General features: G+C 54.3%; 25 protein-coding genes and 1 other RNA gene. 25 read left to right on the top strand and 1 reads right to left on the bottom strand.

Annotation, left to right across the window (positions count from 1 at the left end):
- The first annotated feature begins 40 nt into the window (after positions 1–40).
- The 25 genes from rho to H8693_RS04920 all read left to right on the top strand — a co-directional run bounded on the left by rho (position 41) and on the right by H8693_RS04920 (position 24,388).
- On the top strand, positions 41–1,618 hold the full coding sequence (gene rho / locus H8693_RS05040; protein ID WP_249280051.1) for a transcription termination factor Rho: 1,578 nt from the start codon (positions 41–43) through the stop codon (positions 1,616–1,618).
- Positions 1,619–1,702: 84 nt separating this feature from the next.
- Positions 1,703–1,903, top strand: coding sequence for a 50S ribosomal protein L31 (gene rpmE, locus H8693_RS05035; protein ID WP_249280050.1), 201 nt, complete (start codon positions 1,703–1,705; stop codon positions 1,901–1,903).
- Between the two features lie 66 nt (positions 1,904–1,969).
- Positions 1,970–2,995 (top strand): DUF1385 domain-containing protein, encoded by a 1,026-nt coding sequence (locus H8693_RS05030; protein ID WP_249280049.1) that lies wholly within the window; start codon positions 1,970–1,972, stop codon positions 2,993–2,995.
- On the top strand, positions 2,992–3,831 hold the full coding sequence (gene prmC / locus H8693_RS05025) for a peptide chain release factor N(5)-glutamine methyltransferase (protein WP_249280048.1): 840 nt from the start codon (positions 2,992–2,994) through the stop codon (positions 3,829–3,831). The genes H8693_RS05030 and prmC overlap by 4 nt, the downstream gene beginning before the upstream one ends.
- Before the next feature lie 19 nt (positions 3,832–3,850).
- Positions 3,851–4,921, top strand: coding sequence for a peptide chain release factor 1 (prfA, locus tag H8693_RS05020; RefSeq protein WP_249280047.1), 1,071 nt, complete (start codon positions 3,851–3,853; stop codon positions 4,919–4,921).
- 14 nt (positions 4,922–4,935) lie between these two features.
- Positions 4,936–5,991, top strand: a complete 1,056-nt coding sequence (locus H8693_RS05015) for an L-threonylcarbamoyladenylate synthase (RefSeq protein ID WP_249280046.1) — start codon at positions 4,936–4,938, stop codon at positions 5,989–5,991.
- Between the two features lies 1 nt (position 5,992).
- Entirely contained in the window at positions 5,993–6,484 is a 492-nt protein-coding gene (locus tag H8693_RS05010; protein ID WP_249280045.1) for a low molecular weight protein arginine phosphatase, read from the top strand.
- Between the two features lie 64 nt (positions 6,485–6,548).
- Positions 6,549–7,001, top strand: a complete 453-nt coding sequence (gene rpiB / locus H8693_RS05005; RefSeq protein ID WP_249280044.1) for a ribose 5-phosphate isomerase B — start codon at positions 6,549–6,551, stop codon at positions 6,999–7,001.
- 15 nt (positions 7,002–7,016) lie between these two features.
- A complete protein-coding gene (upp, locus tag H8693_RS05000; protein WP_249280043.1) occupies positions 7,017–7,646 on the top strand; it encodes a uracil phosphoribosyltransferase in 630 nt (209 codons plus the stop codon).
- Between the two features lie 12 nt (positions 7,647–7,658).
- Positions 7,659–7,970, top strand: a complete 312-nt coding sequence (locus tag H8693_RS04995; protein ID WP_249280042.1) for a hypothetical protein — start codon at positions 7,659–7,661, stop codon at positions 7,968–7,970.
- A gap of 52 nt (positions 7,971–8,022) precedes the next feature.
- A complete protein-coding gene (locus tag H8693_RS04990) occupies positions 8,023–9,960 on the top strand; it encodes a V-type ATP synthase subunit I (RefSeq protein ID WP_249280041.1) in 1,938 nt (645 codons plus the stop codon).
- Between the two features lie 39 nt (positions 9,961–9,999).
- The gene (locus H8693_RS04985) at positions 10,000–10,482 is read left to right on the top strand and encodes a V-type ATP synthase subunit K (RefSeq protein WP_249280040.1); all 483 of its coding nucleotides are present in this window, start codon (positions 10,000–10,002) and stop codon (positions 10,480–10,482) included.
- A gap of 16 nt (positions 10,483–10,498) precedes the next feature.
- Complete coding sequence (locus H8693_RS04980; protein WP_249280039.1) at positions 10,499–11,098, top strand: V-type ATP synthase subunit E; 600 nt, start codon at positions 10,499–10,501, stop codon at positions 11,096–11,098.
- A gap of 55 nt (positions 11,099–11,153) precedes the next feature.
- Positions 11,154–12,152 (top strand): V-type ATPase subunit, encoded by a 999-nt coding sequence (locus H8693_RS04975; protein ID WP_249280038.1) that lies wholly within the window; start codon positions 11,154–11,156, stop codon positions 12,150–12,152.
- 22 nt (positions 12,153–12,174) lie between these two features.
- A complete protein-coding gene (locus tag H8693_RS04970) occupies positions 12,175–12,489 on the top strand; it encodes a V-type ATP synthase subunit F (RefSeq protein WP_249280037.1) in 315 nt (104 codons plus the stop codon).
- 44 nt (positions 12,490–12,533) lie between these two features.
- Complete coding sequence (locus H8693_RS04965; RefSeq protein ID WP_249280036.1) at positions 12,534–14,288, top strand: V-type ATP synthase subunit A; 1,755 nt, start codon at positions 12,534–12,536, stop codon at positions 14,286–14,288.
- Positions 14,289–14,300: 12 nt separating this feature from the next.
- Positions 14,301–15,692, top strand: a complete 1,392-nt coding sequence (locus H8693_RS04960; RefSeq protein WP_249280035.1) for a V-type ATP synthase subunit B — start codon at positions 14,301–14,303, stop codon at positions 15,690–15,692.
- Between the two features lie 3 nt (positions 15,693–15,695).
- On the top strand, positions 15,696–16,334 hold the full coding sequence (locus H8693_RS04955; RefSeq protein ID WP_249280034.1) for a V-type ATP synthase subunit D: 639 nt from the start codon (positions 15,696–15,698) through the stop codon (positions 16,332–16,334).
- Between the two features lie 315 nt (positions 16,335–16,649).
- On the top strand, positions 16,650–17,777 hold the full coding sequence (locus H8693_RS04950; protein ID WP_249280033.1) for a YDG domain-containing protein: 1,128 nt from the start codon (positions 16,650–16,652) through the stop codon (positions 17,775–17,777).
- A 349-nt stretch (positions 17,778–18,126) separates the two neighbouring features.
- Entirely contained in the window at positions 18,127–19,410 is a 1,284-nt protein-coding gene (locus tag H8693_RS04945) for an adenylosuccinate synthase (protein ID WP_249280032.1), read from the top strand.
- 176 nt (positions 19,411–19,586) lie between these two features.
- An RNA gene (gene ffs, locus H8693_RS04940) (signal recognition particle sRNA large type) lies at positions 19,587–19,852 on the top strand.
- 50 nt (positions 19,853–19,902) lie between these two features.
- Positions 19,903–20,988 carry a lysylphosphatidylglycerol synthase transmembrane domain-containing protein gene (locus H8693_RS04935; RefSeq protein ID WP_249280031.1) on the top strand — a complete coding sequence of 362 codons (1,086 nt, stop codon included), beginning with the start codon at positions 19,903–19,905 and terminating at the stop codon, positions 20,986–20,988.
- 334 nt (positions 20,989–21,322) lie between these two features.
- On the top strand, positions 21,323–22,240 hold the full coding sequence (locus H8693_RS04930; RefSeq protein WP_249280030.1) for a PepSY domain-containing protein: 918 nt from the start codon (positions 21,323–21,325) through the stop codon (positions 22,238–22,240).
- A 121-nt stretch (positions 22,241–22,361) separates the two neighbouring features.
- Positions 22,362–23,039, top strand: a complete 678-nt coding sequence (locus H8693_RS04925; protein ID WP_249280029.1) for a response regulator transcription factor — start codon at positions 22,362–22,364, stop codon at positions 23,037–23,039.
- Positions 23,036–24,388, top strand: a complete 1,353-nt coding sequence (locus H8693_RS04920; RefSeq protein ID WP_249280028.1) for a sensor histidine kinase — start codon at positions 23,036–23,038, stop codon at positions 24,386–24,388. The genes H8693_RS04925 and H8693_RS04920 overlap by 4 nt, the downstream gene beginning before the upstream one ends.
- 917 nt (positions 24,389–25,305) lie before the next feature.
- Here H8693_RS04920 and H8693_RS04915 read toward each other — a convergent pair.
- Positions 25,306–26,304, bottom strand: a complete 999-nt coding sequence (locus H8693_RS04915) for a GGGtGRT protein (RefSeq protein WP_178618951.1) — start codon at positions 26,302–26,304, stop codon at positions 25,306–25,308.
- Position 26,305: the final 1 nt, after the last annotated feature.

The raw sequence follows: 26,305 nt of genomic DNA, 5'->3' as shown, positions 1-26,305 counted from the left end.
CTCATATTTTTTATGCTACATTCTGGAAGGGAGAAGCAGTATGGACATCGAATTGCTGAAAACCAAAAGCCTCAGCGACCTGCGGGAAATTGCGAAGCTGGCAGGGGTGAAATCGGTCACGACCTATAAAAAATCCGATTTGCTCCAAAAGCTCATCGACATGGCCAATGAGGCAGAGCGGCAGCAGGAGGAGCAGCAGACGGAGAAAGAGACTGCCGCAAAAGAACCGCAAAGCTCCCTGTCATTTCCCAAAGAGGAACCGGAGGAAGAGGAATTCGTCCCGGGCGAATTGTTTGAGGATCATGCCAGCAAGCCGGAAATATACTTCCCGGACGAGGCGATGCGGGATGAGGAGAATTTTGAAGAAGAGGAAAGCGAAGGCCGTTTAACCGGCCGCCGCCGGATCATCGAATATGTTCCCAACAACGACGCTGTCAACGAAATTTTAAATACCGGAGACTGTAAGGATGTGGAGGGCATTCTGGAGGTTCACCAGGATGGCTATGGCTTTTTGCGCCGGGAAAACTATCTGCCGGGGAATAAGGATGTCTATATCTCCATGGCGCAGATTCGCAAATTCAATTTAAAGACCGGCGACAAGGTCAAGGGCAAGACGCGCCCCGCCAAGGAAGGGGAGCGGCTGCTGGCCATGCTCTATATCGAGAGCGTCAACGACGGCCCGGTGGAAGAATGTATCAAGCGGCGCCCCTTTGAGGAACTGACGCCCATCTATCCCGACAAGCGGTTTAAACTGGAGAATATCCGGGCATCCCGGGATTTGTCCATTCGTCTGATCGATCTGATCTCTCCCATCGGCATGGGGCAGCGCGGGCTGATCGTCGCCCCGCCCAAGGCCGGGAAAACCATTATGCTGAAAAAGATCGCCAACAGCATCACCACCAACTATCCGGATGTGGAGCTGCTGGTGCTGCTCATCGATGAACGCCCGGAGGAAGTGACGGATATGCAGCGCTCCATCAAGGGCGAGGTCGTCTATTCCACCTTTGACGAAAAGCCGGATAACCACACCCGCGTGGCCGAAATGGTCATTGAGCGGGCCAAGCGGCTGGTGGAACACGGGCGGGATGTGGTGGTTCTGCTGGACAGCATCACCCGCCTGGCACGGGCCTATAACCTGACGGTTCCCCCCTCGGGGCGGACGCTTTCCGGCGGCCTGGACCCCAGTTCGCTCTATAAGCCCAAGCGGTTTTTCGGTGCGGCGCGGAACATTGAAAACGGCGGCAGCCTGACCATCATCGCTACGGCGCTGGTGGAGACGGGAAGTCGGATGGACGAGATCATCTATGAGGAATTCAAGGGCACGGGTAACATGGAACTGCATCTTGACCGCCGCCTCAGTGAAAAGCGGATTTTCCCGGCCATCGACCTGCCCAAATCCGGCACACGGCGGGAGGAGCTTCTGCTCTCCAATACCGAGCGGGAAGGCATCTGGTCTATCCGCAAGGTGCTTTCTTCGGGAAATACGGCGGAAGTCACCGAACAGCTCATCAGCATGCTGGTGCGCACCCAGAGCAACGAAGAATTCCTGATGCGGCTGAAAGAATGGCTGAATATCTGGGAAAAGGAAGGGTATAAGCTGACGCAAAACCGCTATTAGAAAAAAACACGCAAAAAAGCCTTGCAATTTGCGCGAATTATGATATACTATGAAATGCGACTTTATGGAGAAGGGGTGAATGGTATGAAACCTGATATACATCCAAAATACGGAAAGTGCATCGTGAAGTGTGCCTGCGGCGCAACCTTCGAAACGGGTTCGGTCAAGCCCGAGCTGCGAGTGGATATCTGCTCCAAATGCCATCCGTTTTTTACAGGGAAACAGAAGCTGGTTGATACTGGCGGACGTGTAGACCGTTTCAAGAAGAGATACGGTATTGATTGATTGCAAAAAATCAGACCACTATTGGTCTGTTTTTTTGCATATGGAGAATTATTTAGGAGATCTGATTTGAAAAAGAGTTCCATTGGAGGACAGGGCGTCTTAGACGGCGTGATGATGCGTTCCCCAAAGACGAGCGCCCTGGCCGTCCGGAAGGAATCCGGCGAAATCGTCACAAAAAAATGGGAAAATAAGGTTCGGGAGAAGGGCTTTCTCACCTGGCCGGTGGTTCGCGGCGTAGTCAATTTTGTGGAAATGATGGTAAACGGCATGTCGGTCATCATGGACGCGGCCAAGATGGCGGAAAACGGCGAGGAGGAATACGAGCCCAACAAATTTGAAAAGTATGTCGCCAAAAAAACCGGAAAAAGCGCCATGGATGTGATGATGGGGTTTGCGGTTGTGCTGGCCATTGTGCTGGCAGTGGGCCTGTTCTTTATTCTGCCCACGGTAATCACGAATTGGATCAAGGGCGGCGTGCAGAGTTCCATCCTCATCAACCTCATCGACGGCGGCGTGCGTCTTGCCATTTTTCTCACCTATATGATCCTGGTTTCCCGGATGAAGGATATCAAAACCGTGTTCCGCTATCACGGCGCTGAACATAAAACGGTATCCTGCTATGAACATGACGAAGAACTGACTGTGGAAAATGTCCGCAAATATAAGACGCTGCACCCCCGGTGCGGAACCAGCTACCTTCTGCTGGTGATGATCGTGACGATTCTGGTCTATTCCCTTTTGGGATGGAATGAAAATATCTGGCTGCGTTTCGGGACGCGGATCCTGCTGCTCCCGGTGATTGCCGGGCTGGCCTATGAGCTTTTGAAGTTTGCGGCCAAAGGGGATTCCCTGTTCTTCCGCATCATCCGCTGGCCGGGCATGCAGTTACAGCGCCTGACGACGGCCCAGCCCACAGATGAGCAGATGGAAGTGGCGATTCTGGCCTTTGAAATGGCTTTGGGCGAGAAAAGCGAGCAGGAGATTGAGGAAATGCGGGAACGCTTTGACCACTCGGCAAAAAAGGCTGCGGAGGAATCCGAGCTGCCCGAAGAGACGGCAGAGGAGTTTCCGGCGGCGACTGCGGCCAAATGACGCGGCTGGAATGGATGCGCCGGGCAGGCCGGGCGCTTTGTGATATGGGAATTGAGGATGGCATGCAGGAAGCGTTGCATGCCCTTTCCTGTTTTTTATCCTGCGGAATTTCCGCGCTGTATCTCCGGGGAGACAGCGAAGTTCCGGAGGAAATTGCCGGGCGGATGGAAGACATGATCCGCCGGCGCGGAACCGGAGAACCTCTGGCGTATATCCTGGGAGAACGGTATTTCATGGGCCTGCGTTTTTCCGTCGGCCCGGACGTGCTGATTCCCCGGCAGGAGACGGAGCTGCTGGCGGAAAAGGCCATTGCCTGGTGTAAAGCGCAGGGGCGGCCGGTCCGGGTTCTGGATATGTGCACGGGATCGGGCTGTCTGGCTGTGAGCATTGCGAAGCTGGCGGGGGCGCAGGTGACGGCCTGCGACATATCCCGGAGAGCTTTGGTGGCGGCGGAAAAAAATGCGGAGGAAAACGGCGCGGAGGTGGAGTTTATCGCCTCGGATCTGTTTGCAAAAGTAGAAGGGACGTTTGATCTCATCGTCAGCAACCCGCCCTATGTGAGCCGGGAGGAATACGCGGGACTCATGCGGGAGGTGCGGGAGCACGAGCCGGAAACGGCGCTGCTGGCAGAGGAAAACGGCCTGGCCTTTTACCGCCGTATTGCCCGGGAAGCGGGGGAGTATCTTCGCCGGGGCGGCGGATTGTTTTTGGAAATCGGCGCGCAGCAGGGCGCGGCTGTAAAGGAAATTTTGCGGGGGAACGGCTTTGGGGATATTGCCATTCTTCCGGATTACGCCGGGCGGGACCGGATGGCCCTTTGCCGGCGGGAAATATAAGACGGGTTAAGGTGGAAATATGTTCGATAAGTTAGATGCGATGAAACAGCGGTTTAACGAGCTGACGGAGGAGATTGGAAAGAGCGAGGTGATCGCCAACCAGGAGCTCTGGCAGAAGCTGGTGAAGGAGCATGCGGAATTGCAGGAGATCGTGGAAAAATACGACGCCTATCTGGAAAATGAGAAGCAGGTAGGGGAGCTGCATGAGATGCTTCACGATCCGGAAAACGCGGATATGGCGGAGATGATCGAGGAGGAGCTGGCGGAGCTGCAAAAAAAGCAGCCAAAGCTGGAAGAAGAGCTCAAGCTGCTTCTCATCCCCAAGGACCCCAACGACGATAAAAACGTCATGCTGGAGATCCGGGCCGGGACGGGCGGAGAGGAGGCATCCCTCTTCGGCATGGATCTTTTGCGGATGTATACCCGCTATGCCGAGCGTTCCCGGTATAAGACGGAAATACTGTCCTCCAATTATACCGAGCTGGGGGGCGTGAAGGAGGTCATTATCTCCATTGCGGGCAAGGGGGCCTATTCCAACCTGAAATATGAGAGCGGCGTACACCGGGTGCAGCGGGTTCCGGAGACCGAGTCCGGCGGGCGTATCCATACGTCGGCAGCGACGGTGGCTGTGCTCCCCGAGGCAGAGGATGTGGATATCCAGGTGAACCCGGCGGATCTGCGCATCGACGTATACCGGGCCAGCGGCAATGGCGGCCAGTGTGTCAACACCACGGATTCCGCCGTGCGTATTACCCATATCCCAACGGGCCTGGTGGTCACCTGCCAGGATGAAAAATCCCAGCTCAAGAACAAAGAAAAGTGCATGAAGGTCTTGAAGGCGCGGCTCTATGACATGAAGAAATCCGAGCAGGATAAGGAATATGCCGAGCGGCGCAAGAGCCAGGTAGGCAGCGGGGATCGCAGCGAGCGCATCCGGACATATAATTTCCCGCAGGGGCGGGTAACCGACCACCGGATCGGCCTGACCCTCTATAAGCTGGAGAGCTTTCTGGATGGGGATATGCAGGAGATGATCGACGCCCTGATCTTTGCGGAAAAGGAAAAGAGCCTGCTGGCAGTGGACGAATAAACGTTATATGCAAGATGGAAACCAAAATTTTTGATTTAGCAACGGAATATGAAGCAGGAATGCAGGAGGCTGCCCGGGAAATTTCCAGCGGCGGCCTTGTCGTGTTTCCAACGGAAACCGTCTATGGCATCGGAGCGGACGCCATGAACCCGGCGGCGGTGGCGGAGATTTTCGCCGTCAAGGGCAGGCCGTCGGATAATCCGCTCATCGTGCATATCTGTGAGCCTGGGCAGGCCGGAGAGCTGGCTCGGGAAATTTCCCCCATGGCCCGGCGGGTGATGGAGGCCTTCATGCCGGGGCCGTTTACGGCGGTTTTGAAATGCCGGGACTGCGTTCCGGCTTGTGTGACGGCGGGGTTGGATTCCGTGGGGATCCGCATGCCGGGAGCCGCCCATGCCCGGGAGCTGATCCGCCGCAGCGGAAAGTTTATCGCGGCGCCCAGCGCCAATCTTTCGGGAAAACCCAGCCCGACGCGTGTGCAGCACGTTATCGATGATTTTGCGGGCAAGGTTCCCGTCATATTAAACGGCGGCGAGGCGGCGGTGGGGCTGGAATCCACGGTCTGCGACCTGACGGGGGATATCCCTCTGGTGCTCCGGCCGGGCGGCGTGACGCCGGAGATGATCCGGGACGCGGCCGGGGACGTCCGGGTGGCCCGGGCGGTTTTGGAGGGCCTGCCCGAAGGGGCGAAGGCGGCCTCTCCCGGCATGAAATACAAGCACTATGCGCCCCGGGCCCGTGTGGTGGTCGTGGACGGCGAAAGTGCAAAAGCTATTGCAATTTGCGTAAATTCCATGTATGATAGAGAAGTGAACAAAGGAAAAAATTCCTTGATTTTTTGCACAGACGAGCATCGCCCCCTATATGGCGGGCGGCGGACATATTCCCTGGGCCGGGATCTGGGCGAGGAAGCACACCGGCTGTTTGACGCACTGCGCCAGGCGGATAAGGACCGGACAGACACCATTTTTTTTGAGGCTGTGGAGCCCCGGGGGATGGGGCTGGCAGTGATGAATCGTATTATTCGGGCGGCGGGATTCCAAATCGTGCACGCCGCCGAGGAGGGATAAATTGAAAAATATTTTGCTTGTTTGCACGGGAAACACATGCCGAAGCGCCATGGCGGAGGCGATTTTTGACGATGAGGTAGGGCGAAGTAGCGTCCTCCATGGATTCATCGAGGTGGATTCTGCGGGGACGTTTGCATGCGAGGATGCGGAGCCGACGCCCAACGCCGTGGAGGCGGTGGAGGAAATGGGCCTTTCCATTGAAAAGCACAAGGCGAAGCAGATCGATAAAGAGCTGGCGGACTGGGCAGACCTGATTCTGACCATGGAAGCCGCGCAGGTGGAGCAGATTGAGGCCATGTTCCCGGAGGCCGAGCCCAAGACGCACACACTCAAGGGCTATGCGGCGGGGGAACTGGGTTATCCGGGCCCGGGATACGACGTGAGCGATCCCTATGGCGAGGATTTGGATGTATACCGGGAATGCGCCCGGCAGATTCAACATTACATTCAGCAGATCATTGCAAAATTAGAAAAAGAATTCTCATTCCAATAAAAAAGAATCATTTTATTCCGCTGGCGGGAGCTTTCCCGCAGCGGAGAATCATAGAGGTGACAACATGAAAATTGCAATTGGCGCCGATCATGGCGGCGTGGAACTCAAGGCGGAAGTGGAAAAGTATCTGGAGAGCCAGGGACACGAATACCGCGATTTTGGCGCATTCAGCACCGCGGCGGTGGACTATCCGGATATCGCCGTCCAGGTGGCGGAAGCCGTGAAAAACGGCGAAGCGGACCGGGGGATTTTGATTTGCGGGACGGGTATCGGCATGTCTATCACGGCGAATAAGGTTCCGGGAATCCGCTGCGCGCTCCTGAGCGACGTTTACAGCGCCAAATGCACCCGGGACCACAATGACGCCAATGTGATGGCCATGGGCGCACGGGTGATTGGGCCGGGACTGGCTCTGGAGATAGTGGACGCGTATCTAAACAAGGATTTTTCCAACGGGGAGCGCCACGTCAATCGGCTGAAAAAAATCGCAGAAATTGAGAAAAAATATAATAAATAAGGCGGGGTACAAAAGATGAGCAAAGTCAAAGTAATCGATCACCCAATGGTGCAGCACAAACTTTCCCTGATGCGGGAAAAATCCACGGGGACCAAGGATTTCCGGGAGCTTCTGGATGAAATCGCCATGCTGATGGCTTATGAGGTCACTCGGGATCTGCCTTTAAAAGAAGTCGAGATTGAAACTCCGATCTGCAAGACAATGACCAAGGTCATCACGGGCAAGACGCTGGCGGTGGTTCCGATTCTCCGGGCAGGGCTGGGAATGGTAAACGGCATGCTTCGGCTGATCCCGGCGGCGAAAACCGGGCATATCGGCCTCTATCGGGATCCCGAGACGCTGCAGCCTGTGGAATATTACTGCAAGCTGCCGGCGGATGTGGAGCTTCGCGAGCTGATCGTTGTGGACCCCATGCTGGCGACCGGCGGAAGTGCGTCGGATGCGATCACTCTCATCAAGAAGCATGGCGGCCGCCATATCAAGCTCATGTGTTTAATCGCGGCGCCCGAGGGCATCGAGGCTGTGCAGAAGGCGCATCCGGATGTGGATATTTATGTGGCGGCAATCGATGAAAAGCTCAACGAGCATGGATATATCGTGCCCGGGCTCGGCGACGCCGGGGACCGGATTTTCGGCACGAAATAGGCAGGAGGATATATGGCCGCAGAATTTGTTGAAGAGATCAAAAAGGCCGAAGCCGAGGCGGATGCCATAATCAAAGAGAGCCAGGCCCAGGCCGGCGAAACCGTGAAAGCGGCGGAGGCGGAAAGGGAAACGCGCCTGGCCCAGGCGGTTTTGCAGGCCTGCAGGGCGGCAGAGGATCTGCTGGCTGCGGCAGCGGCAAAGGCGGATGCGGACGCAGCGGCACGGCTCGCTGAAAATGGAAAGGCATGCGCCGCAATGCAGGAAAAAGCTCTGGAGAAAAAATCCAGAGCTATTGCCTATATATGCGAAAATATCGTGAAATAACGGGAAATATGCCAAAATAAAGCCGCTTTTGGCGGCGAAACAGGATAAAGATATGGCAATAGTAGACGTAAAAAAAATAACGGCAATCGTCCTGAAGCGGGATACCCGGAAGGTGCTGCGCAAGATGCAGGGCATGGGAGTTTTGGAGATCAAAACGGCCCAGCCGGAGGAAGAGGGAGATTTTCGCCGCCAGGAGAACCAGACGGCCATCCTTCGCATCCAGAACGCCCTTAATGAAGTGCGGACGGCGCTCAGCGTGATCACGCGGTATGACCATTCCAAAAAATCCTTCCTGACGCCCAAGCCGGCAGTGACTGTGCGGGAGCTGAACGCCATGGGCGAAAAGCAGGAGGAGATCCAGGCTGCCATTGATGCGGCGACGGCCATCAGCGCGAAGATGAACGAAATTCGCCAGAGGTCTTCCCGGATCCATAATATTATGGCGCAGTTGGAGCCGTTTTCCAGCCTGGATATTCCCGTGGAGGAGATCCGGCCGACGGCTCATGCGCGGTTTTTCTGCGGATATATCCCCCAAGAATCCCTGGATGAGGCGCAGAAGCTCGCAGAGGCATATGAAGGCCTGTTCGTCATGCAGGAAATGGAGGGAGGAAGCGATTTTGTGCCCCTGTTTGCTGCGGCGCATGCGAGCGTGGCCGAGGATGTGCGCAGCCAGCTCAAGGAGCTTTCTTTCTCGGATATGAAGTTTGACGGGTTCCGGGGAACGGTGGCTGAACGCATCGGGACGCTCCGGAAGGAGCTGGAGGGCCTCCAAAGGGAGCGGCTGGAACAGGAAAAACTGGCCGAAAAGGCGGCAGGAAGCCGCGACCTGCTCCTGGCCTATGAGGATTATCTCAATAACCAGTTGGAAAGCGAGGAAGCTTATGCCCGGCTGGGGGCTACCGAGCGGGTCAACATCATCGAAGGGTATATCCGGCATTATGACGAGGAGGCTTTGAAAAAGGGTCTTTCCCAAGTGACCGAGGACTTTTATCTGAGGGTGGAAACGCCGGCGGAGGACGACGCAGATGCGCCGACGGTGATTGAGAATAAAAAGCTGCTGCGGCCCTTTGAGGCGGTTACCGACATGTATTCCACGCCGGCCCGGACGGGAATCGATCCGGTCTATGTGCTGGCGCCCTTCTATTTCATTTTCTTTGGCATGATGCTCTCGGATGCCGCTTATGGCATTCTGCTCTCTATTGGGGCGCTCATTGTGCTCAAGGTCAAAAAGCCCACGGGTATGTTCCGGCAGGTAACCGGCGTGCTCGCGATCTGCGGCGTATCGACCCTCATTTGGGGAGCGTTGTTTGGAAGCTGGTTTGGCCTGGAGGGGATTCAGCCCATTCTGTTCAGCCCATTAAGTGCGCCGCTGCCCATGCTGATTCTCTGCATTTCCATCGGATATCTGCATATTCTGACGGCGCTGGGAACGGGTTTTTATATGCTGGCCCGGGACGGCAAGATATGGGATGCGATCTTTGACAAAGGCTTTTGGATCATCACGTTGCTGGCAGTTCCGGCGCTTCTGCTCGACGGCACGGCGGGGCTTATATGCGCCTGCGTAGGGCTGGGAGGATTGATCCTCACCCAGGGCCGGGCGAAAAAGGGCATCGTCAAAAAGCTGATCGGCGGGCTGGCCAGTGTATATGATATCACCGGCTACCTCTCGGATCTGCTGTCCTACAGCCGTATTTTCGGCATGGCGCTGGCGACGGCTGTCATCGCCATGGTATTCAACCGCATCTGCGGCATGCTGGCGGGCAATGTGATCGGCTTTATCTTCGCCGCCGCCATTTTCGCCGTGGGGCATGTGTTCAATATCGGCATCAACTCTCTGGGGGCCTATGTGCATTCCAGCCGCCTGCAATATATTGAATCTTTCAACAAGTTCTTTGAAGGCGGCGGCCGGGCGTTTCGTCCCCTGGCATACCGGACAAAAAATTTCCGATTTGAAGAAAATGACAAAGCGATGTCATTGCAAGATAAATAAAAAAGCATTTCAGGCAAAAGTTTTAGGAGGACAATGGATATGGAATTCGGTTTAGGACATGTGTTGGCTCTGGCTGGCGCTGCATTGGCGGCCCTGTTGGCGGGTATTGGCTCGGCGAGAGGCGTGGGAATGGCCGGCGAGGCATCCGCGGGACTGGTGGCAGAGGATCCCAACAAATTCGGTTCGGCTCTGGTGCTTCAGCTGCTCCCCGGCACGCAGGGAATCTATGGCCTGCTGGTTGGGTTTGTTATCTTGCTGCAGATCGGCCTTTTGAGCGGCGGCGTCAAAGATGTCAGCGTATATCAGGGCCTTATGCTGCTGCTGGGCGCTCTGCCCACGGCGTTTGTCGGCTATTTCTCGGCAATCATGCAGGCGAAAACAGCCGTTGCGGGCATCGGCCTTCTGGCAAAGCGGCCGGAGGAAGCCGGTAAAGCAATCACGATGGCGATCATGGTGGAGACCTATGCCGTATTCGCGCTGCTGATCTCCATGCTGGTCATCCTGCTGCTCCCCATCGGCTGATAAAGGAGAAAAAACTGTGTCTGGAATTGAAAAGATAACAGAGAGAATCCTCGCGGACGCCCGGGAACAGGCGGAAGCCAACCGGGCGGAAGCCGCCGGGAAGGCGAAGGAGATCCTGGCCGCCGGAGACGCGCTGGCGGAGAAAAAGCGCCAGGCAATTTTGGACCAGGCTAAGGCAGAGGAAATCGAGCTTCATAAACGCCGGCAGGCGGTCTGCGATTTGGAGATGCGCAAGGATACGCTCCAGGCAAAGCGCGAGGTGATGGATGCGGTGTTCCGGGAGGCAGGGGAGGCCCTGGCGGAAATTTCCGGCCCGGAATATGAGACGCTGCTGGAAAAGCTGCTCATCGAATGCGCGGCTGTGGGCAGCGGGAAGGTTGCCATTGCCAAGAAGGACCAGACCTTTTTTAAACCCGCGTTTGTGAAAAAGGCGGAAAAGGCCCTGGAAGAACGCGGCATCAAGCGCAGGATCGAGATCGACCGGGCGGATGAGGCCATTGAAAACGGGTTTATCTACTATGCGGACGGCATGGAAATCAACTGTACCTTTGCCGCCGTTTTGGCCCAGGAGCGGGAACGCCTGGAAACGGGCGTATATTCCATCCTTTTTGCCTGAAACAAAGCGGAGGCGCCCCAAAAGCGGGCTTTAGAAGGACGGTAAGGGAGAAGTTATGCCACAGCCAAGTTATCCTTTTGCGAACATACGAATCAAGGTGCGGGAAAAATCCCTTTTATCAAGAGAAAAGATACTGCGCCTGGCGGGCGCGGCCACTGCGCAGGAGGCCATGGGCCTGCTGGCAGATTATGGCTATCCGGGAGCCGAGGACACCAAGCCCAGCTCCTTTGAAAAGTGCATTTCCGCCGAGCTGCGCAATGTCTATAGCTTTATCTGGGAGATCACCCCGGAGCCCGAGGTGACCAATCTGTTTTTTCTGCAGCTGGATTACCATAATCTGAAGGCTATTTTGAAGAGCGACGCGCTGGGCGTGGGCGCGGCGCAGAATATGCTTGTGAACAACGGCACCATCGACCCCACGGCCATGTTTGAGGCGGTCAAGGAAAAGCGGTATGACTTTTTCCCGCCCGAGATGGAGGCGGCGCTTACGGAGATCGACCGGCGCTTTGCCGTGAAAGTGGATGTTTCCCTCATCGGGCTTTTGCTGGACGGCGCCTATGCCCGGCAGATCGAGCGGGAGCTGAAGGATGTGAAGGAAGAATTCGTGCACCGCTATTTCCGCGCGCTGTTTGACTTTATCAATGTCAGCGCTCTGATCCGCTTAAAACGGCTGGATGCGGGAAGGGAGCTTATGGAGCGGACGCTTCTTCCCGGGGGGGATTTATCCTTTGATTATCTCAGGGAGGCTTATGAGCTTTCCATGGAGGAGATGCTCAACCTCCTGGAAAAAAGCGCCTATCAGAAGGAGATGACGCCGGGGCTGGAGCATTTCCGCCAAACGGGCAGCTTTGCGGTTCTGATTAAGGCGCGCAACGATTATCTGATCCGGCTCTGCCTCACATACCGCAAGGATATGTTCTCCATCGCCCCTGTGTTATGCTATCTGGTGGGCAAGATGCGGGAGACGCAGGCCGTGCGCATGGCCATGCTCGCCAAACTCAACAACATAAGCGGCCGGGAGATCGCGGAAATTCTTCCGGAGACCATCGAATAGGCCGGGCGAAAGGAAGAGCGATATGAAGATAGGTGTAATTGGAGACCGGCAGAGCGTGCAGGGGTTTGCGGCCCTGTCTATCGACGTGTATCCCGCGACATCCGAGCGGAATATCAAGCGGCTGATCAACACGCTGGCAAAAGACCGGTATGCCATTATTTTTATCACGGAGCAGGCGGCAAGCCTGGTTCCCGAGACCATTGAGAAATACAATACATCGCCGTTTCCAGCCATCATTCCCATTCCCGGCAACCAGGGGAGCATGGGCGTCGGGCAGGAAACCATCCGCAGGAATGTGGAAAAGGCGATTGGAACCAATATATTCTTTGACGAATGATGCGGTTTTACGAAATAGTTTAGTTGATGAAGGCAGGTATACACATGGAGGGAAAAATTGTTAAAGTTTCCGGTCCTTTGATCGTTGCGGAGGGCATGGGAGACGCAGAGATGTTCGACGTGGTCCGCGTTTCCGAACATAAACTCATCGGGGAAATCATCGAGCTTCGGGGGGATAAGGCGTCCATCCAGGTTTATGAAGAAACCTCGGGCATCGGCCCGGGCGGCCCGGTATATTCCACGGGCAGCCCGCTTTCCGTGGAGCTGGGGCCGGGGCTGATTGAGGCCATCTTTGATGGGATTCAGCGGCCGCTGGACAAGATCTATGCCCTGGGCACGTCCCGGATTGAGCGGGGTGTGGAGGTGGCGGCTCTCGACCGGGAGAAGGTCTGGGAATTTCTTCCCATCGCCAAGGCGGGCGACAAGGTGGCGGCCGGGGATTTCCTCGGATATGTCCAGGAGACTGCGCTGGTCAAACACTATATCATGGTTCCAAACAAGCTGGAAGGAACGGTGGAATGGGTATATGAAGGCCCTGCCAGGGTGACGGACGTGGTTGCCAAGGTGCGGGATGCGGCGGGCGAGATCCACGAGATCACCATGCTGCAAAAATGGCCGGTGCGCCGGGGACGCCCCTATAAGCAGAAGCTGGCGCCCACCGAACCCATGATTACCGGCCAGCGGATCATCGATACCTTCTTCCCCGTGGCCAAAGGCGGCGTGGCCGCCATTCCCGGGCCCTTTGGAAGCGGGAAAACCGTGGTGCAGCACCAGCTGGCAAAATGGGCGGACGCGGAAATTATCGTATATATCGGCTGCGGCGAGCGCGGCAACGAGATGACGGACGTTCTGATGGAATTCCCGGAGCTGAAGGACCCCCGTTCGGGTGAACCGCTGATGAAGCGGACGGTCCTCATCGCCAACACCTCGGATATGCCGGTGGCGGCGCGGGAAGCATCCATTTATACAGGCATTACCATTGCGGAGTATTTCCGCGATATGGGATACAGAGTCGCCATCATGGCGGATTCCACCTCCCGCTGGGCGGAGGCGCTGCGGGAAATGTCCGGGCGGCTGGAAGAGATGCCCGGCGAAGAAGGCTATCCGGCCTATCTGTCCTCCCGGCTGGCCGAGTTCTATGAACGGGCGGGCCTGGTGGTCTGCCATGGCGGCGAGGGACGGACGGGCTGCGTCACGGCCATCGGCGCGGTTTCTCCTCCGGGCGGCGATATCTCCGAGCCGGTTTCCCAGGCGACGCTGCGCATCGTCAAGGTGTTCTGGGGCCTCTCGGCGCCGCTGGCCTACCGCCGGCACTTCCCGGCCATCGATTGGCTGACCTCCTATTCCCTCTATGTGGATCAGCTGACCGACTGGTATAATAAGAATGTGGATCCCGATTGGAAGAATCTCCGGCAGGCGGCTATGCAGCTTTTGCAGGAGGAATCCGAGCTGGAAGAGGTCGTCCGGCTGGTGGGCATTGATGCCCTTTCCCTGAAAGACCGCCTGAAGATGGAGGCGGCCCGCTCCCTGCGGGAGGACTATTTGCAGCAAAACGCCTTCCATGAGACCGATACCTATGCTTCGGGCAAGAAGCAGGTGGGCATGCTCAAGCTGGTGCTGGAGTTCTATCGCAAGGCTTCGGCGGCGCTGGAGCAGGGCGCAGATTTTTCGGATATCGCCAAGCTGCCCGTTCGGGAGGCCATTGGCCGCGCGAAATACGTCGAGGAAAAGGATGTGGAGGCGCGGTATCAGGAAATTTCCCGGCAGCTGGATGCAGAGCTGGAAAAGCTGCTGGCGTAAGGAGGGGCGATCATGCTGAAAGAATACCGTACAATAAAAGAGGTTGTCGGCCCGCTGATGCTGGTGGAAGGCGTGAGCGGCGTAACATATAACGAGCTGGTGGAAATCGAGCAGGAGAACGGCGAGACACGCCGGGGCAAGGTGCTGGAGATCAACGGCGACAAGGCGCTGGTGCAGCTGTTTGAAGGCTCCCAGGGGCTCAAAATCAGCACCAGCAAGGCAAAATTCCTGGGCCATGGCATTGAGCTGGCGGTTTCCTATGACATGCTGGGCCGCGTGTTTGACGGCATGGGCAATCCCATCGACGATGGCCCGGCCATCATCCCGGAAAAACGGGTAGACATCAACGGTTCGCCGCTGAACCCGGCAGCCCGGGACTATCCGTCGGAATTCATTCAGACGGGCATTTCCGCCATTGATGGCCTGAACACGCTGGTTCGGGGGCAGAAGCTCCCGGTGTTCTCGGGCTCCGGCCTGCCCCACGCCCAGCTGGCGGCGCAGATCGCCCGCCAGGCCAAGGTGCTGGGGACGGATTCCAAATTCGCCGTGGTGTTTGCCGCCGTGGGCATCACCTTTGAAGAGGCGGACTACTTTATTTCGGATTTTAAGCGCACGGGCGCTATCGACCGCACCGTGCTGTTTATCAACCTGGCCAACGACCCGGCGGTTGAGCGTATTGCAACGCCCCGCATGGCGTTGTCGGCGGCGGAATATCTGGCCTATGAGAAGGGGCTGCATGTCCTTGTCATCATCACCGACCTGACCAACTATGCCGAGGCGCTGCGGGAGGTTTCCGCGGCCCGCAAGGAGGTTCCGGGCCGCCGGGGCTATCCGGGTTATCTGTATACCGACTTGGCTTCCATGTATGAAAGAGCCGGGCGGATTAAGGGAGCCGAAGGCTCCATCACCCAGATCCCGATTTTGACCATGCCCGAGGACGACAAGACGCATCCCATCCCGGACCTGACGGGATATATCACCGAGGGGCAGATCATCCTCTCCCGCGACCTGTATCGCAAGGGCGTGACGCCGCCCATCGATGTATTGCCCTCCCTGTCCCGTCTGAAAGATAAGGGCATCGGCAAGGGCAAGACCCGCGAGGATCACGCGGACACCATGAACCAGCTGTTTGCGGCCTATGCCCGGGGCAAGGAAGCAAAAGAACTTTCGCAGATTTTGGGCGACGCGGCGCTGTCGGATACGGATAAGCTCTATGCCAAATTTGCCGACGAGTTTGAGGATCGCTATGTGTCCCAGGGTTATACCACCAACCGCTCCATCGAGGAGACGCTCAACATCGGCTGGGAGCTGCTTTCCATTCTGCCCAAATCTGAACTGAAGCGCATCCGCGACGAATATCTGGAAAAATATCTGCCGGAAAAGCAGGAAGAAGCTGAGGAGTAAGCCATGGCTGTTTTACGGGTTAACCCGACCCGCATGGAGCTGACCCGCTTAAAAAAGCGGCTGGCGGTTGCGGTTCGGGGACACAAATTGTTGAAGGATAAGCGCGACGAGATGGTGCGGCGCTTTATGGAGCTGATTAAGGGGAACAAGCGGCTTCGGGAGAGCGTGGAAGCCGAACTGGGCGTGGCTCTGCGGAGTTTCCTGGGCGCCAGCCTTACCATGTCGCCGGAAGATATGGAGGTGGCGCTGCTCTATCCGTCCAAAAGGTTCAAGGTGCATGTGGCCAAGAACAACATCATGAGCGTGGATGTGCCGAAGATTGAATATGAGGAGCTGGAGAGCAACCACAGCACCTATCCCTATGGCATGATTAACACGACAGGGGAGATGGATGTGGCAGTAGACCGCCTGGCGGAGGCGTTGCCGGGGCTGATTCGTCTGGCAGAGCTGGAAAAGACCTGCAATATGCTGGCGGATGAAATTGAAAAGACGCGCCGGCGGGTGAATGCGCTGGAATATGTAATGATTCCGCAGCTGGAGGAAACCATCCGATATATTACCATGAAGCTGGATGAGAATGAGCGCGGAAACCTGACGCGGCTCATGAAGATGAAAGAGCTTATGAAGCAGGCGGAAGGCTGAATGGAAGCAATGCCCGGAGGAGCCGGGCATATGGAGTGAATGGATAGATGGCCGCCTATGGAGCGAAAAAGAACTTGACAAGCGAGCAGAAGCGGGCGACAATTAGGCAAGCAGGTAACCTCTGTCCATTTTTATGAAAAATCAATAGGCACGATAGCCTACGGTCCATGGGAAAATTCTGTCCCTTGGGCTGTAGGCTTTTTTTGATATCTTAGGATATCTTTAAAGAAACGACCAGAAAGGAGAAAGAAAATGAAAAAGGAAAAGTGGCTATGAGGCCTTTGCGCCTGTGTTATGGCGTGTGTGGCGCTCCCCATGGCGGCGTCAGCAGCGGATGAAATCGGCTATAATGAGGCGACCGCATCCGGAAGAACCTATAATGGAACGAATGTCGTCGCTATAACGGATTTCGTGTTTGCCGGGGTTTTTGTGGGAGACGAAGTATCCGCGGATGGAGATGGAATTCTTTCCTCCCCCAATGCAGGAACGTATACCCAGGTAGATGCGACGCATCTTATTTTGAAGGGAAAAGACAAAGACTGGTATTCGGCGGACTATGATATGGTAATAAAGAATGTGCCGCTGGCACAGCCGGTTGTCATCAGCGAAGCTGAACCGGCAATCGAGATAAAAGCCGATGACGTGGTCTATCGCGGCAGTGAATTTACGGTCACAGCTGAGATTACCAATAATTTTGATTATAACGATGGTCTGCCGCTGGCCGAAGAAATTTCCATGACAGTGGAAAATGCCCGGCTGAAAGAAGGGAGCTCTGTAATCAAAGAAGGCAATCAATACAGCGCCGTTTTTGTTGCCGCTGACGATATGACGGCAGAGACCATGACAGTTTCAGTGAATGTATTGGATGCGGCAGCAAATTACAGCCCGCTGGCGGCGCCTGTGCAGAAGACCATCGGTCTGAAAAGCGACGCCAACTATGCGATAGTGGATGCTGCGATTCAGAAGGCGAACGGACTCAACCGGGAAAATTACAAGGATTTTTCCAAGGTGGATGCGGCTATTGCCGCCGTTGTGCGTGACAAAGATTTTCCCCAGAAAAAGGTAGACGCAATGGCGCAGGCAATCGAGGACGCCATCGCCGCACTGGAATATAAGGATGCGGATTATACGGCAGTAGATGCCGCGATCCAGAAAGCGGAGGGATTGAAGAAGGAGGATTATAAGGACTTTTCCGGGGTAGACGCTGCGGTGAATGCGGTGGTGCGCGGAAAGAACATAACGCAGCAGACAGAAGTTGACGCGATGGCGCAGGCTATCGAGGATGCGATTGCTGCGCTGGAAACAAAGCCCGCGGATACGGAAACGGATGTACCAAAGACGGGAGAGGAAACGGGCATGCTGCCCTATATTCTTCTGGCAGGCATATCCGGAGCGGCTGTTGCCGTCCTGGCGCGTGGGAGAAAAAGCAAACCTTCTGTCTGAGAAAAAAGCAGAATGGAAAAATCCCCTGGGGATATTTTTCCCGGGGGATTTATTTGAAAAATGCCAGAACTATCGGGAATTCTGCCGTTGAAAAAATAGAGCGGGACGCCGCCGGATCCCGGAGCCATATTCGGTAGGAAAGGACGCCTGACAAAGCCGCGGGGAGCCCTGAGAAAAATGAGGCTGCAAAAAGGCTATACCTCATGCTTGTATCTCCAAAAACCGTTCTATTTGCAGGTTTCCGGCACGCATTTTGCAAAACGGATTGACGAATGGAGAGAAACTTGCTATGATAGGAAAGGTGTGTGGAAAATTCCGCAGCACGAAAAAATTGTAGGAGTGAAAGAGAATGCCAGGGTTAGTTGTTTTCGGTTCGCAATGGGGCGACGAAGGAAAAGGCAGATTTGTGGATTATCTTGCCGGCCAAGCGGATATGGTCATCCGGTATCAGGGGGGCAATAACGCAGGGCACACGGTATATGCAAATGGCCAGGAATTCAAGCTGCGCACGATTCCATCGGGAATTATTTCCGAGGGAAAGCCCTGCGTCATTGGAAATGGCGTGGTCATCGACCCGGCATCCCTTTTGAAGGAAATAGAATATGTGGAAGCCAAAGGCGTTTCGGCGGCGAACCTGCATATCAGCGACCGGGCGCATGTGATCATGCCCTATCACAAGGTGTTGGATGCGCTTTCTGAGGCGCGCCTGGGCGACGCGAAGATCGGAACCACGGGCAACGGCATCGGGCCATGTTATGCGGACAAAACCTCCCGCTGCGGTTTCCGGATGTGCGACCTGCTGGAAGAGGACCGCTTTTCCAAAAAGCTGAAGGTGGTTCTGGAAGGAAAGAATGAGCTGATTACCAAAATCTATGGCGGGAAGCCTCTTTCCTATGATGAAATTTTAAACGACTATTTGGAATATGGCCGGAAACTGAAGGATCGGATTGAGGATACCTCTCTGCTCATCTATGACTATGTGAAGCAGAACAAGAAAATTCTTTTTGAAGGAGCGCAGGGTATGCTCCTGGATCTGGACTATGGAACGTATCCGTTTGTCACATCTTCGCACCCGACGGCGGGCGGTGTCGCCTGCGGCGTGGGCGTGGGGCCACAGGTGGTCACGGATGTGCTGGGCGTCGTCAAGTCCTATACGACCCGTGTGGGAGAAGGCCCTTTTGTTACCGAGCTGTTTGATGAAACCGGCGATGCGATCCGCAACAAGGGCCATGAATTTGGAACGGTAACCGGGCGCCCGCGGCGGTGCGGCTGGCTGGATCTGGTAATCCTGCGGTTTGCCGTCCGGGTTTCGGGGATCACGGCCTTTGCCCTTTCCCGGATGGACACGCTGGGCGGATTTGACACGGTCAAGGTCTGCGTGGGATATGAATACGAAGGAAAAATGGTGGATAACTATCCGGCGTCTCTGGAAATGCTTTCCAAGATGAAGCCGGTCTATAAGGAAATGCAGGGATGGCGGGACGATATCTCTGAAATCCGCAACTTTGAGGATCTTCCCCAGGGGGCGCAGGAATACGTCAAGCTCATTGAGGAAGAGACGGGCGTTCCGGTGGCCATGATCGGCGTTGGACCGGGACGGGAACAGTGTGTGATGCGCAAAACTATGTTTTGAGCCAATAGAATTGCTGAAAAGGGCGGGGTTTCCCGCTCTTTTCCCTTCCATGAGGGAATGTATATAAAAAAATGATTTGCTTTCCGGAGGAAAAAATTAAGAGTTGCTAAAAAGGTGAAAATAGGATATAATAACCACGACTGAACGGAAGGATATTTGTATGGATTATAAGTTTGTCGTACTAGGCGGGGAGTTAGCGGTGCCCTGTACTCGCAATCCGCTATAGCGAGGCTGAATTCCCGCACGAGGTTTTGCATATATTTGTGTACGGTGTTTATATGCGGCGTTGAGGAATGGATCCTGTGCAATATAAAGCTATGAACCCTGTCAGGTCCTGACGGAAGCAGCAGTAAGTAGTCATTTATGTGTGCCGCAGGAAGGTCTGTTTTGAGCTGTAGATAGAAGTGCCTGTAAATATGGCGAATCGAATGCGGGTGTACGGCATTTTTTATTGGACCGCCAAGGGGCGGGGAAAGGTCTTATGGAGTCGGTATGAAAAAGACAAGGAAAAAAAGTCTGAAGCTGCTCTGGCAGCTGGTTTACATTGTTGGAACTTTTTTAATCATTTATTTCCTGGGTTTTTCCGATCCCAATTTTGTGAGCATTGGGCAGCATCTGAATGAATTTAATACGAACTGGTTGTTGCTTTGCGGCCTTTGCGTGCTGGGGTTCTGGCTGGTGCAGGGTGTGGTTCTGCAATATCTGACCCATACGATGCACTGCAAAGTGTCTTTCTGGAAGAATTTGAAGGTCACGCTGATCGGCGAATATTATAGTGCGATCACGCCGTTTTCTACAGGCGGACAGCCCATGCAGATGGGATATTATAAGCGCTATGGCGTGAATTTTGCGAAGTCTACCTGTATTCTGGCCGTCCGGTTTATCGGCTATGTGCTCTCCATGTGCATTTTCTATGTCGTAACCATGATCGTCCGGGGGCAGATGATCTATGAGAGCTATAACGCGCTGTTCTGGCTGACGACGCTGGGGTTTGTCATCAATTTTGCCACGGTGCTGTTCCTGCTTTTCATCTTGATCAACCGAAAGCTGGTGCTGCGGATTGGGATGTTTGTCATCCGTGTGCTTACGAAAATCTCCTTCTTTAAGAAAAAGAAGGATCGGATGACCGAGAAGTTCACAAAAGGGGTCGATGAATTCGCTACTGCCGGAGAATTTATCCGGAAGCAGCCCAGCCGATCGGTCATTGTATTGCTGCTTTCGGTGCTTTCGATTCTGAGCCTGTATTCCATCACCTATTGCATTTACCGGGGTGTGGGGCTGCAGGGCGCCGGCTATATCGATTTATTCACCATGCAGATTTTCCTCTATCTGGCGGTCGCATTTTTCCCGACGCCGGGGGCGATCGGCGCCAGCGAGGGCGGATTTTATCTGTTCTTTGCGCTGTATTTCCCCGAGAACCTGCTCTATTTTGCCATGATGATCTGGCGGCTGTTCACCTATTATTCCAATCTGATCGTGGGTGCGATTCTGATTATCTGGGACGAAGTGTATTATATGATCCGCGGCAAAAAAAGGGGAAAGGAAACACTACCCCCGGAGGCAGAGGGCCAGGGATAAGAAACAATTGCTTTAAAGGCGGTGCTTTTCGGCATCGTCTTTTTTATTTAAAACCGGCGGGGATATAAAAAGCCATATTGCGGATGGGAAAGATGGCTGCGGATTTCTGCGGCGCGGAATTAATCTCGAAAAGAAAAAGAGAGCGGATAAAAAACAGACGCCTGGAAATACACGAAAAATATGCAAATGCGGGGCCGGGCGCCATAGGGGATATTCTTATTTTAAAAATCAAAAAATAAATTTTATTTTAATCTTTCTTTAATTTGGGGTGGGTATACTTCAGATATAGCCGGAAACAAAAAGTATGATGGGCTATAGAAAGAAGGGAGCAGATATGAAACTTGATTTTCTGAAAAAATTAAATACCAAAGCAGTTGTGCTGATTGTAGTGGCCGCGGTTTTGGTGATCGGCGGTGGGACAGCGCTGGCACTTTCCTCCGGGCAAAAAAGCGGGGAAATCAGCGAACAGGAGGCGAAAACAGCCGCCTTCGCCCATGCAGGGGTTTCGGAAAGCGACATAGTTGCGCTGAAGGTGAGCAAAGGTACCGAGGACGGCTCTCCGGTTTATGAGATCGCGTTTAAGACGGCGGATAAGAGTTATGACTATGATGTGGCAAGAAACTCGGGAGAGATCCTGAATTCCTCCTTTGATGCAGTGACTTCGGGAATCGCTGGAACGGATCCGGCGAACACGAGCGACGATTTGGCGGAAAACACTCCCGCCCCGTCTCCCGAGACAACCCAGACGCCGGCAACGTCGCCGCAGGCCAGTCAATCCGCCAGCACTTCGGCCATTACCAAAGATAAGGCAAAAAGCATCGCATTGGAGGATGCCGGTGTGAAGGAAGCTGATACGGAATTCCTCTGGGTGAAAGAAGACTATGACGACGGACGCGCTATCTATGAAGTGGAATTTTATGCCAAGGGAAAAGAATACGACTATGATATTGAAAAATCCACGGGGAAAATTCTCAGTTCGGATTTTGACATCGAAAACTATACGCCCGGGAATGGAAACAGCGGGAATGCCAATGGCACAAGCGGGGAGATTCTTTCCCTGGATAAGGCGCGCAGCCTGGCGCTGGCAAGAGTGCCCGGAGCGACGGAACAGGATATCCGCATTCAGCTCGACCGCGACGACGGCCGCCAGGTTTATGAGGGAGAAATTTACTATAATCGGATGGAATATGAATTTGAAATGGATGCGGCCACCGGGAATTTTATCGAATGGAGCGCAGAGAACTGGGATTGATATAAATTCAAAGACTGCATAAAAGAAAATCCGCAGCGCAATCTGCTGCGGATTTTCCATATACAGAATGTGGAAACAGCTGCCTGGGATATGATATACTGATAAAAAGGCGGGAAAGCAAATGAGGATACTAATTGCAGAAGATGAAAGGGATCTAAACCGACTGATTAAAAAGCGGTTGAAAGAGAATGGATACAGCGTGGACGCCTGTTTTGACGGCGAAGAGGTGCTGGATTATTTGCAGTGTGCGGAATACGACGCGCTCATTTTAGACATTATGATGCCAAAAAAGGACGGCATTGCAGTCTTGCGGGAGCTTAGGGAGCGGGAAAATGCGATTCCGGTGCTTTTGCTGACAGCAAAGGACAGTATCGAGGACCGAGTGACCGGACTGGACGCCGGAGCAGACGATTATTTGGTCAAGCCCTTTGCCTTTGAAGAACTGCTGGCACGGCTCCGCGTCCTGCTCAGAAAGCCGGTTACGCAGAAGAGCAGCGTGTTGCGCGTGGCGGATCTGTCGCTCCATATGGATACGCGCCAGGTTTTCCGCGGCGACAAAGAAATCCGGCTTTCCTCCAAGGAATATGCCCTCCTGCACTATATGATGCAGAATGCCGGCGTTGTTTTAAGCCGGGATAAGCTGGAGCAGCACGTTTGGGACTATGATTTTTCCGGCGGCTCTAATGTGATCGATGTATATATCCGCTATCTGCGAAAAAAAGTGGACGAGGGATATGAGAACAAGCTCATCCACACCGTCCGGGGGCATGGCTATATATTGAGGGAAGATGCCAAATGAAAAAGCTATCGCTCAAGGCCCGGCTGGTTCTGCTGCATACGGGAGTGATGATTCTGGTCGTGTGCGTCGTGCTGGCGTTGCTGTTTTCCATCAGCTCCCATGAGATCCTGTCCAATGTAGAGAGCGCTTTGGAGGAGCGGACGGCGGACGCTTTTCATGATATTGACTATGAGGACGGGCGCCTGAAGTTTGATTCAGATCTGATGGATCTGGAGGACGGGGTCTATCTTTCCGTCTATGATAAGGACAGCCAGGAGCTGCTCTATGGGCGAATTCCCTATGGATTTGTCTATGACCTTCCCTTTAAGGAGGGAGATGTGCGGACGATTGCGGCCGGGGAAAAGGAATACTACGTCCTGGACATGGAGATTTTGATGCAAAACGATCAAACCGTCGTAGTCCGGGGGATTGTTTCTATCAGCGACGCCGAGCAGGATTTCCGGTTTACGCTGCATATCGCCCTGATTCTGTTTCCGCTGTTGATTTTTCTCACTGCGGTCTGCGGATATTTGATGAGCCGCCGGGCCCTTTATCCTGTGTCTAAAATCACAAAAACCGTGCAGAGGATTCAAAAGGAGAAGGATCTATCCAAACGGATTCAACTGGGCGAAGGGAGCGATGAGATCTATACGCTTGCCCAGACCTTTGATGATCTGTTAGAGGCTGTCGACACGGGAATGAAACGCGAGAAGCAGTTTACCAGCGACGTTGCGCATGAGCTGCGAACGCCCACCAGCGTGGTGCTCATGCAATGCGAGGAGCTGTTGCAGGGGAACCACCTGGATGAGGAGGGCCGCCGGGAAGTAGAAGTGATCCATCGAAAGATTTCCTCCATGTCGGATATGATTTCCCAGCTGCTGCTGCTCTCCCGGGCGGATCAGGGCCGGGAAAAGCTGGATCTGGAACGCCTGAATTTCAGTGAGCTCGGCGAAATGGCCGTGGAGGAATTTTCCGGCATCGCCGGGGAAAAGGATATCGCCGTGGAGGCGAAAATTCAGCCGGGCATATATGGGAAGGCGGATCAGACGCTGATGATACGGCTCTGGAGCAACCTGCTGCAAAACGCGATCCGTTATGGAAAGCCGGGCGGCCACATCTGGGTTTCGGTGGAAAAAGAGGAAAACCAGATCCGGATGAGCGTAAAGGACGACGGGATTGGGATCGCCCCCAAGGATCTGCCGCATATCTGGGATCGGTTTTATCAGGTAGATCCCTCGAGAAATTCCGAAAGCAGCGGGCTGGGACTATCGATGGCGAAATGGATTGTAGAGGCACACCATGGGCAGATATCCGCCATCAGCGAGCCCGGAAAGGGAACGACATTCACCTGTATCTTTCCTGCTGACTGATTCATGAGATTCCGGAGGAATGTTGTTGTAAAGCGCAGAAGAGAAGAAAGCGCCGCTTCCCGCTTTAGCGAGAGGGAATATATAGAAAGGGCGGACGGGATTCTATATTCCGGCCGCCCTTTTGCCTGCTAAAAACGCCAGTCTTACGGCATAGCAGGGCCATGGTCATACAGCGGATATAAATCTTGCTGTTGGGAATTGCTCCCATATTTTGCGGCTGAATCTTCGCATGCAGGCAAATATACTCCGGCTGCTCTGCCGTTTTCATTTGGCGCAGCAAAGCCTGCGATCTTTGTCTTTTGGATGAACTATATAACAACAACCGGGGTTGAGATCCATGAGTATACCCGGGGAGTGGATTATTTTAAGGAGAACGGGGAGAGAAAATTTATCCCCCTATTGTATATAAGTGTTTCAAAAGGCACGCCTCATCATTTTTTAGCTGTTTCTTTTCTGCAAAAGTCTCCATTGGCCTTTTTTTACCACTTTGCTGATTTTCATTTTGAAATGGGGAAATATATTTCTTTCTCATGAGAAGATGAAACGATATAATTGAATTCCAAGGAGAGTGTGAATACGCCTATCGTTTTCCGGCATTTTGGTGAGATGGGTTGCATAATCGATTAGGTCTTTTGTGTAAATTTATTGAGCGGCAGTTCTGGGGGGGGAAGGAATGACCTTGCAAAACTGCGTTGTATAGAATTGCTTATAATGTCCTATCGTCCCCTCTCTCAATGCAATCGTCATTACTTTCTTTCAGCATTTGGATTTCTTTATTTTAGATTACTCCCATCCTTCAGATGTGCCTAAGCAAAAAAATTAGACACATCATCGGCATTTTCCGCACGATGATGTGTCTAAGTCAATTTTTAAATGATGTTTCGTACGCGTTTGCGAAAAACCGCATTATGATGCGATTATTTGCTCGCCTGCTCTACCGCAACGGCAACCGCAACAGATGCGCCGACCATGGGGTTGTTGCCCATTCCGATGAGGCCCATCATCTCCACATGAGCCGGAACAGAGGAAGAGCCTGCGAACTGCGCGTCGCCGTGCATCCGGCCCATGGTATCCGTCATGCCATAGGAAGCGGGGCCTGCCGCCATGTTGTCGGGATGCAGCGTGCGGCCTGTGCCGCCGCCGGAAGCAACGGAGAAGTATTTCTTGCCGTTTTCGATGGCCCATTTCTTATAGGTGCCGGCAACCGGATGCTGGAAGCGGGTGGGGTTGGTGGAGTTTCCGGTAATGGAAACGTCAACGCCTTCCTTGCGCATGATGGCGACGCCTTCGGAAACGTCGTCCGCGCCATAGCATTTCACGCTGGCACGCTCGCCCTTGGAATAGGGTTTTTCCCAAACAACCTTGAGGTCGCCGGTCGCATAGTCATATTGGGTTTCCACATGGGTGAACCCGTTGATGCGGGAGATGATGGCCGCAGCATCCTTTCCCAGACCATTCAGGATGACGCGCAGGGGCTTTTTGCGGACCTTGTTGGCTGTTTTTGCGATGCCGATAGCGCCTTCCGCCGCCGCGAAGGATTCGTGGCCCGCCAGGAAGCAGAAGCAGTCGGTCTCCTCGCGGAGCAGCATAGCGGCCAGATTGCCATGGCCCAGGCCTACGCTTCTCTGATCGGCAACCGAACCGGGGATGCAGAATGCCTGCAGGCCGATGCCGATGGCTTCCGCTGCGTCAGCAGCCTTTTTGCAGCCCTTCTTGAGGGCGATAGCCGCGCCGAGGGTATAGGCCCAAACGGCGTTTTCAAACGCGATGGGCTGCACGTTGCGGACGATGGTGTCCACGGAAATGCCGAAGCTCTCGGTATATTCCTTCACTTCTTCCAAAGAGGAGAAGCCGTATTCCTTCATGCAAGCTTCGATCTTTGCGATTCTTCTTTCATAACCTTCAAATTGTACCATT

It is taken from the genome of Guopingia tenuis (assembly GCF_014384805.1).
Lineage (GTDB): Bacteria > Bacillota > Clostridia > Christensenellales > Christensenellaceae > Guopingia > Guopingia tenuis.
This window is presented reverse-complemented; position numbering and strand designations above follow the sequence as displayed.

Excerpts from the sequence above, each read along its gene's own strand:
- rho (WP_249280051.1), top strand. The coding sequence starts at position 41 with ATGGACATCGAATTGCTGAAAACCAAAAGCCTCAGCGACCTGCGGGAA.
- rpmE (WP_249280050.1), top strand. The coding sequence starts at position 1,703 with ATGAAACCTGATATACATCCAAAATACGGAAAGTGCATCGTGAAGTGT.
- prmC (WP_249280048.1), top strand. The coding sequence starts at position 2,992 with ATGACGCGGCTGGAATGGATGCGCCGGGCAGGCCGGGCGCTTTGTGAT.
- prfA (WP_249280047.1), top strand. The coding sequence starts at position 3,851 with ATGTTCGATAAGTTAGATGCGATGAAACAGCGGTTTAACGAGCTGACG.
- H8693_RS05015 (WP_249280046.1), top strand. The coding sequence starts at position 4,936 with ATGGAAACCAAAATTTTTGATTTAGCAACGGAATATGAAGCAGGAATG.
- rpiB (WP_249280044.1), top strand. The coding sequence starts at position 6,549 with ATGAAAATTGCAATTGGCGCCGATCATGGCGGCGTGGAACTCAAGGCG.
- upp (WP_249280043.1), top strand. The coding sequence starts at position 7,017 with ATGAGCAAAGTCAAAGTAATCGATCACCCAATGGTGCAGCACAAACTT.
- H8693_RS04995 (WP_249280042.1), top strand. The coding sequence starts at position 7,659 with ATGGCCGCAGAATTTGTTGAAGAGATCAAAAAGGCCGAAGCCGAGGCG.
- H8693_RS04990 (WP_249280041.1), top strand. The coding sequence starts at position 8,023 with ATGGCAATAGTAGACGTAAAAAAAATAACGGCAATCGTCCTGAAGCGG.
- H8693_RS04985 (WP_249280040.1), top strand. The coding sequence starts at position 10,000 with ATGGAATTCGGTTTAGGACATGTGTTGGCTCTGGCTGGCGCTGCATTG.
- H8693_RS04975 (WP_249280038.1), top strand. The coding sequence starts at position 11,154 with ATGCCACAGCCAAGTTATCCTTTTGCGAACATACGAATCAAGGTGCGG.
- H8693_RS04970 (WP_249280037.1), top strand. The coding sequence starts at position 12,175 with ATGAAGATAGGTGTAATTGGAGACCGGCAGAGCGTGCAGGGGTTTGCG.
- H8693_RS04965 (WP_249280036.1), top strand. The coding sequence starts at position 12,534 with ATGGAGGGAAAAATTGTTAAAGTTTCCGGTCCTTTGATCGTTGCGGAG.
- H8693_RS04960 (WP_249280035.1), top strand. The coding sequence starts at position 14,301 with ATGCTGAAAGAATACCGTACAATAAAAGAGGTTGTCGGCCCGCTGATG.
- H8693_RS04955 (WP_249280034.1), top strand. The coding sequence starts at position 15,696 with ATGGCTGTTTTACGGGTTAACCCGACCCGCATGGAGCTGACCCGCTTA.
- H8693_RS04950 (WP_249280033.1), top strand. The coding sequence starts at position 16,650 with ATGGCGGCGTCAGCAGCGGATGAAATCGGCTATAATGAGGCGACCGCA.
- H8693_RS04945 (WP_249280032.1), top strand. The coding sequence starts at position 18,127 with ATGCCAGGGTTAGTTGTTTTCGGTTCGCAATGGGGCGACGAAGGAAAA.
- H8693_RS04935 (WP_249280031.1), top strand. The coding sequence starts at position 19,903 with ATGAAAAAGACAAGGAAAAAAAGTCTGAAGCTGCTCTGGCAGCTGGTT.
- H8693_RS04930 (WP_249280030.1), top strand. The coding sequence starts at position 21,323 with ATGAAACTTGATTTTCTGAAAAAATTAAATACCAAAGCAGTTGTGCTG.
- H8693_RS04925 (WP_249280029.1), top strand. The coding sequence starts at position 22,362 with ATGAGGATACTAATTGCAGAAGATGAAAGGGATCTAAACCGACTGATT.
- H8693_RS04920 (WP_249280028.1), top strand. The coding sequence starts at position 23,036 with ATGAAAAAGCTATCGCTCAAGGCCCGGCTGGTTCTGCTGCATACGGGA.
- H8693_RS04915 (WP_178618951.1), bottom strand. The coding sequence starts at position 26,304 with ATGGTACAATTTGAAGGTTATGAAAGAAGAATCGCAAAGATCGAAGCT.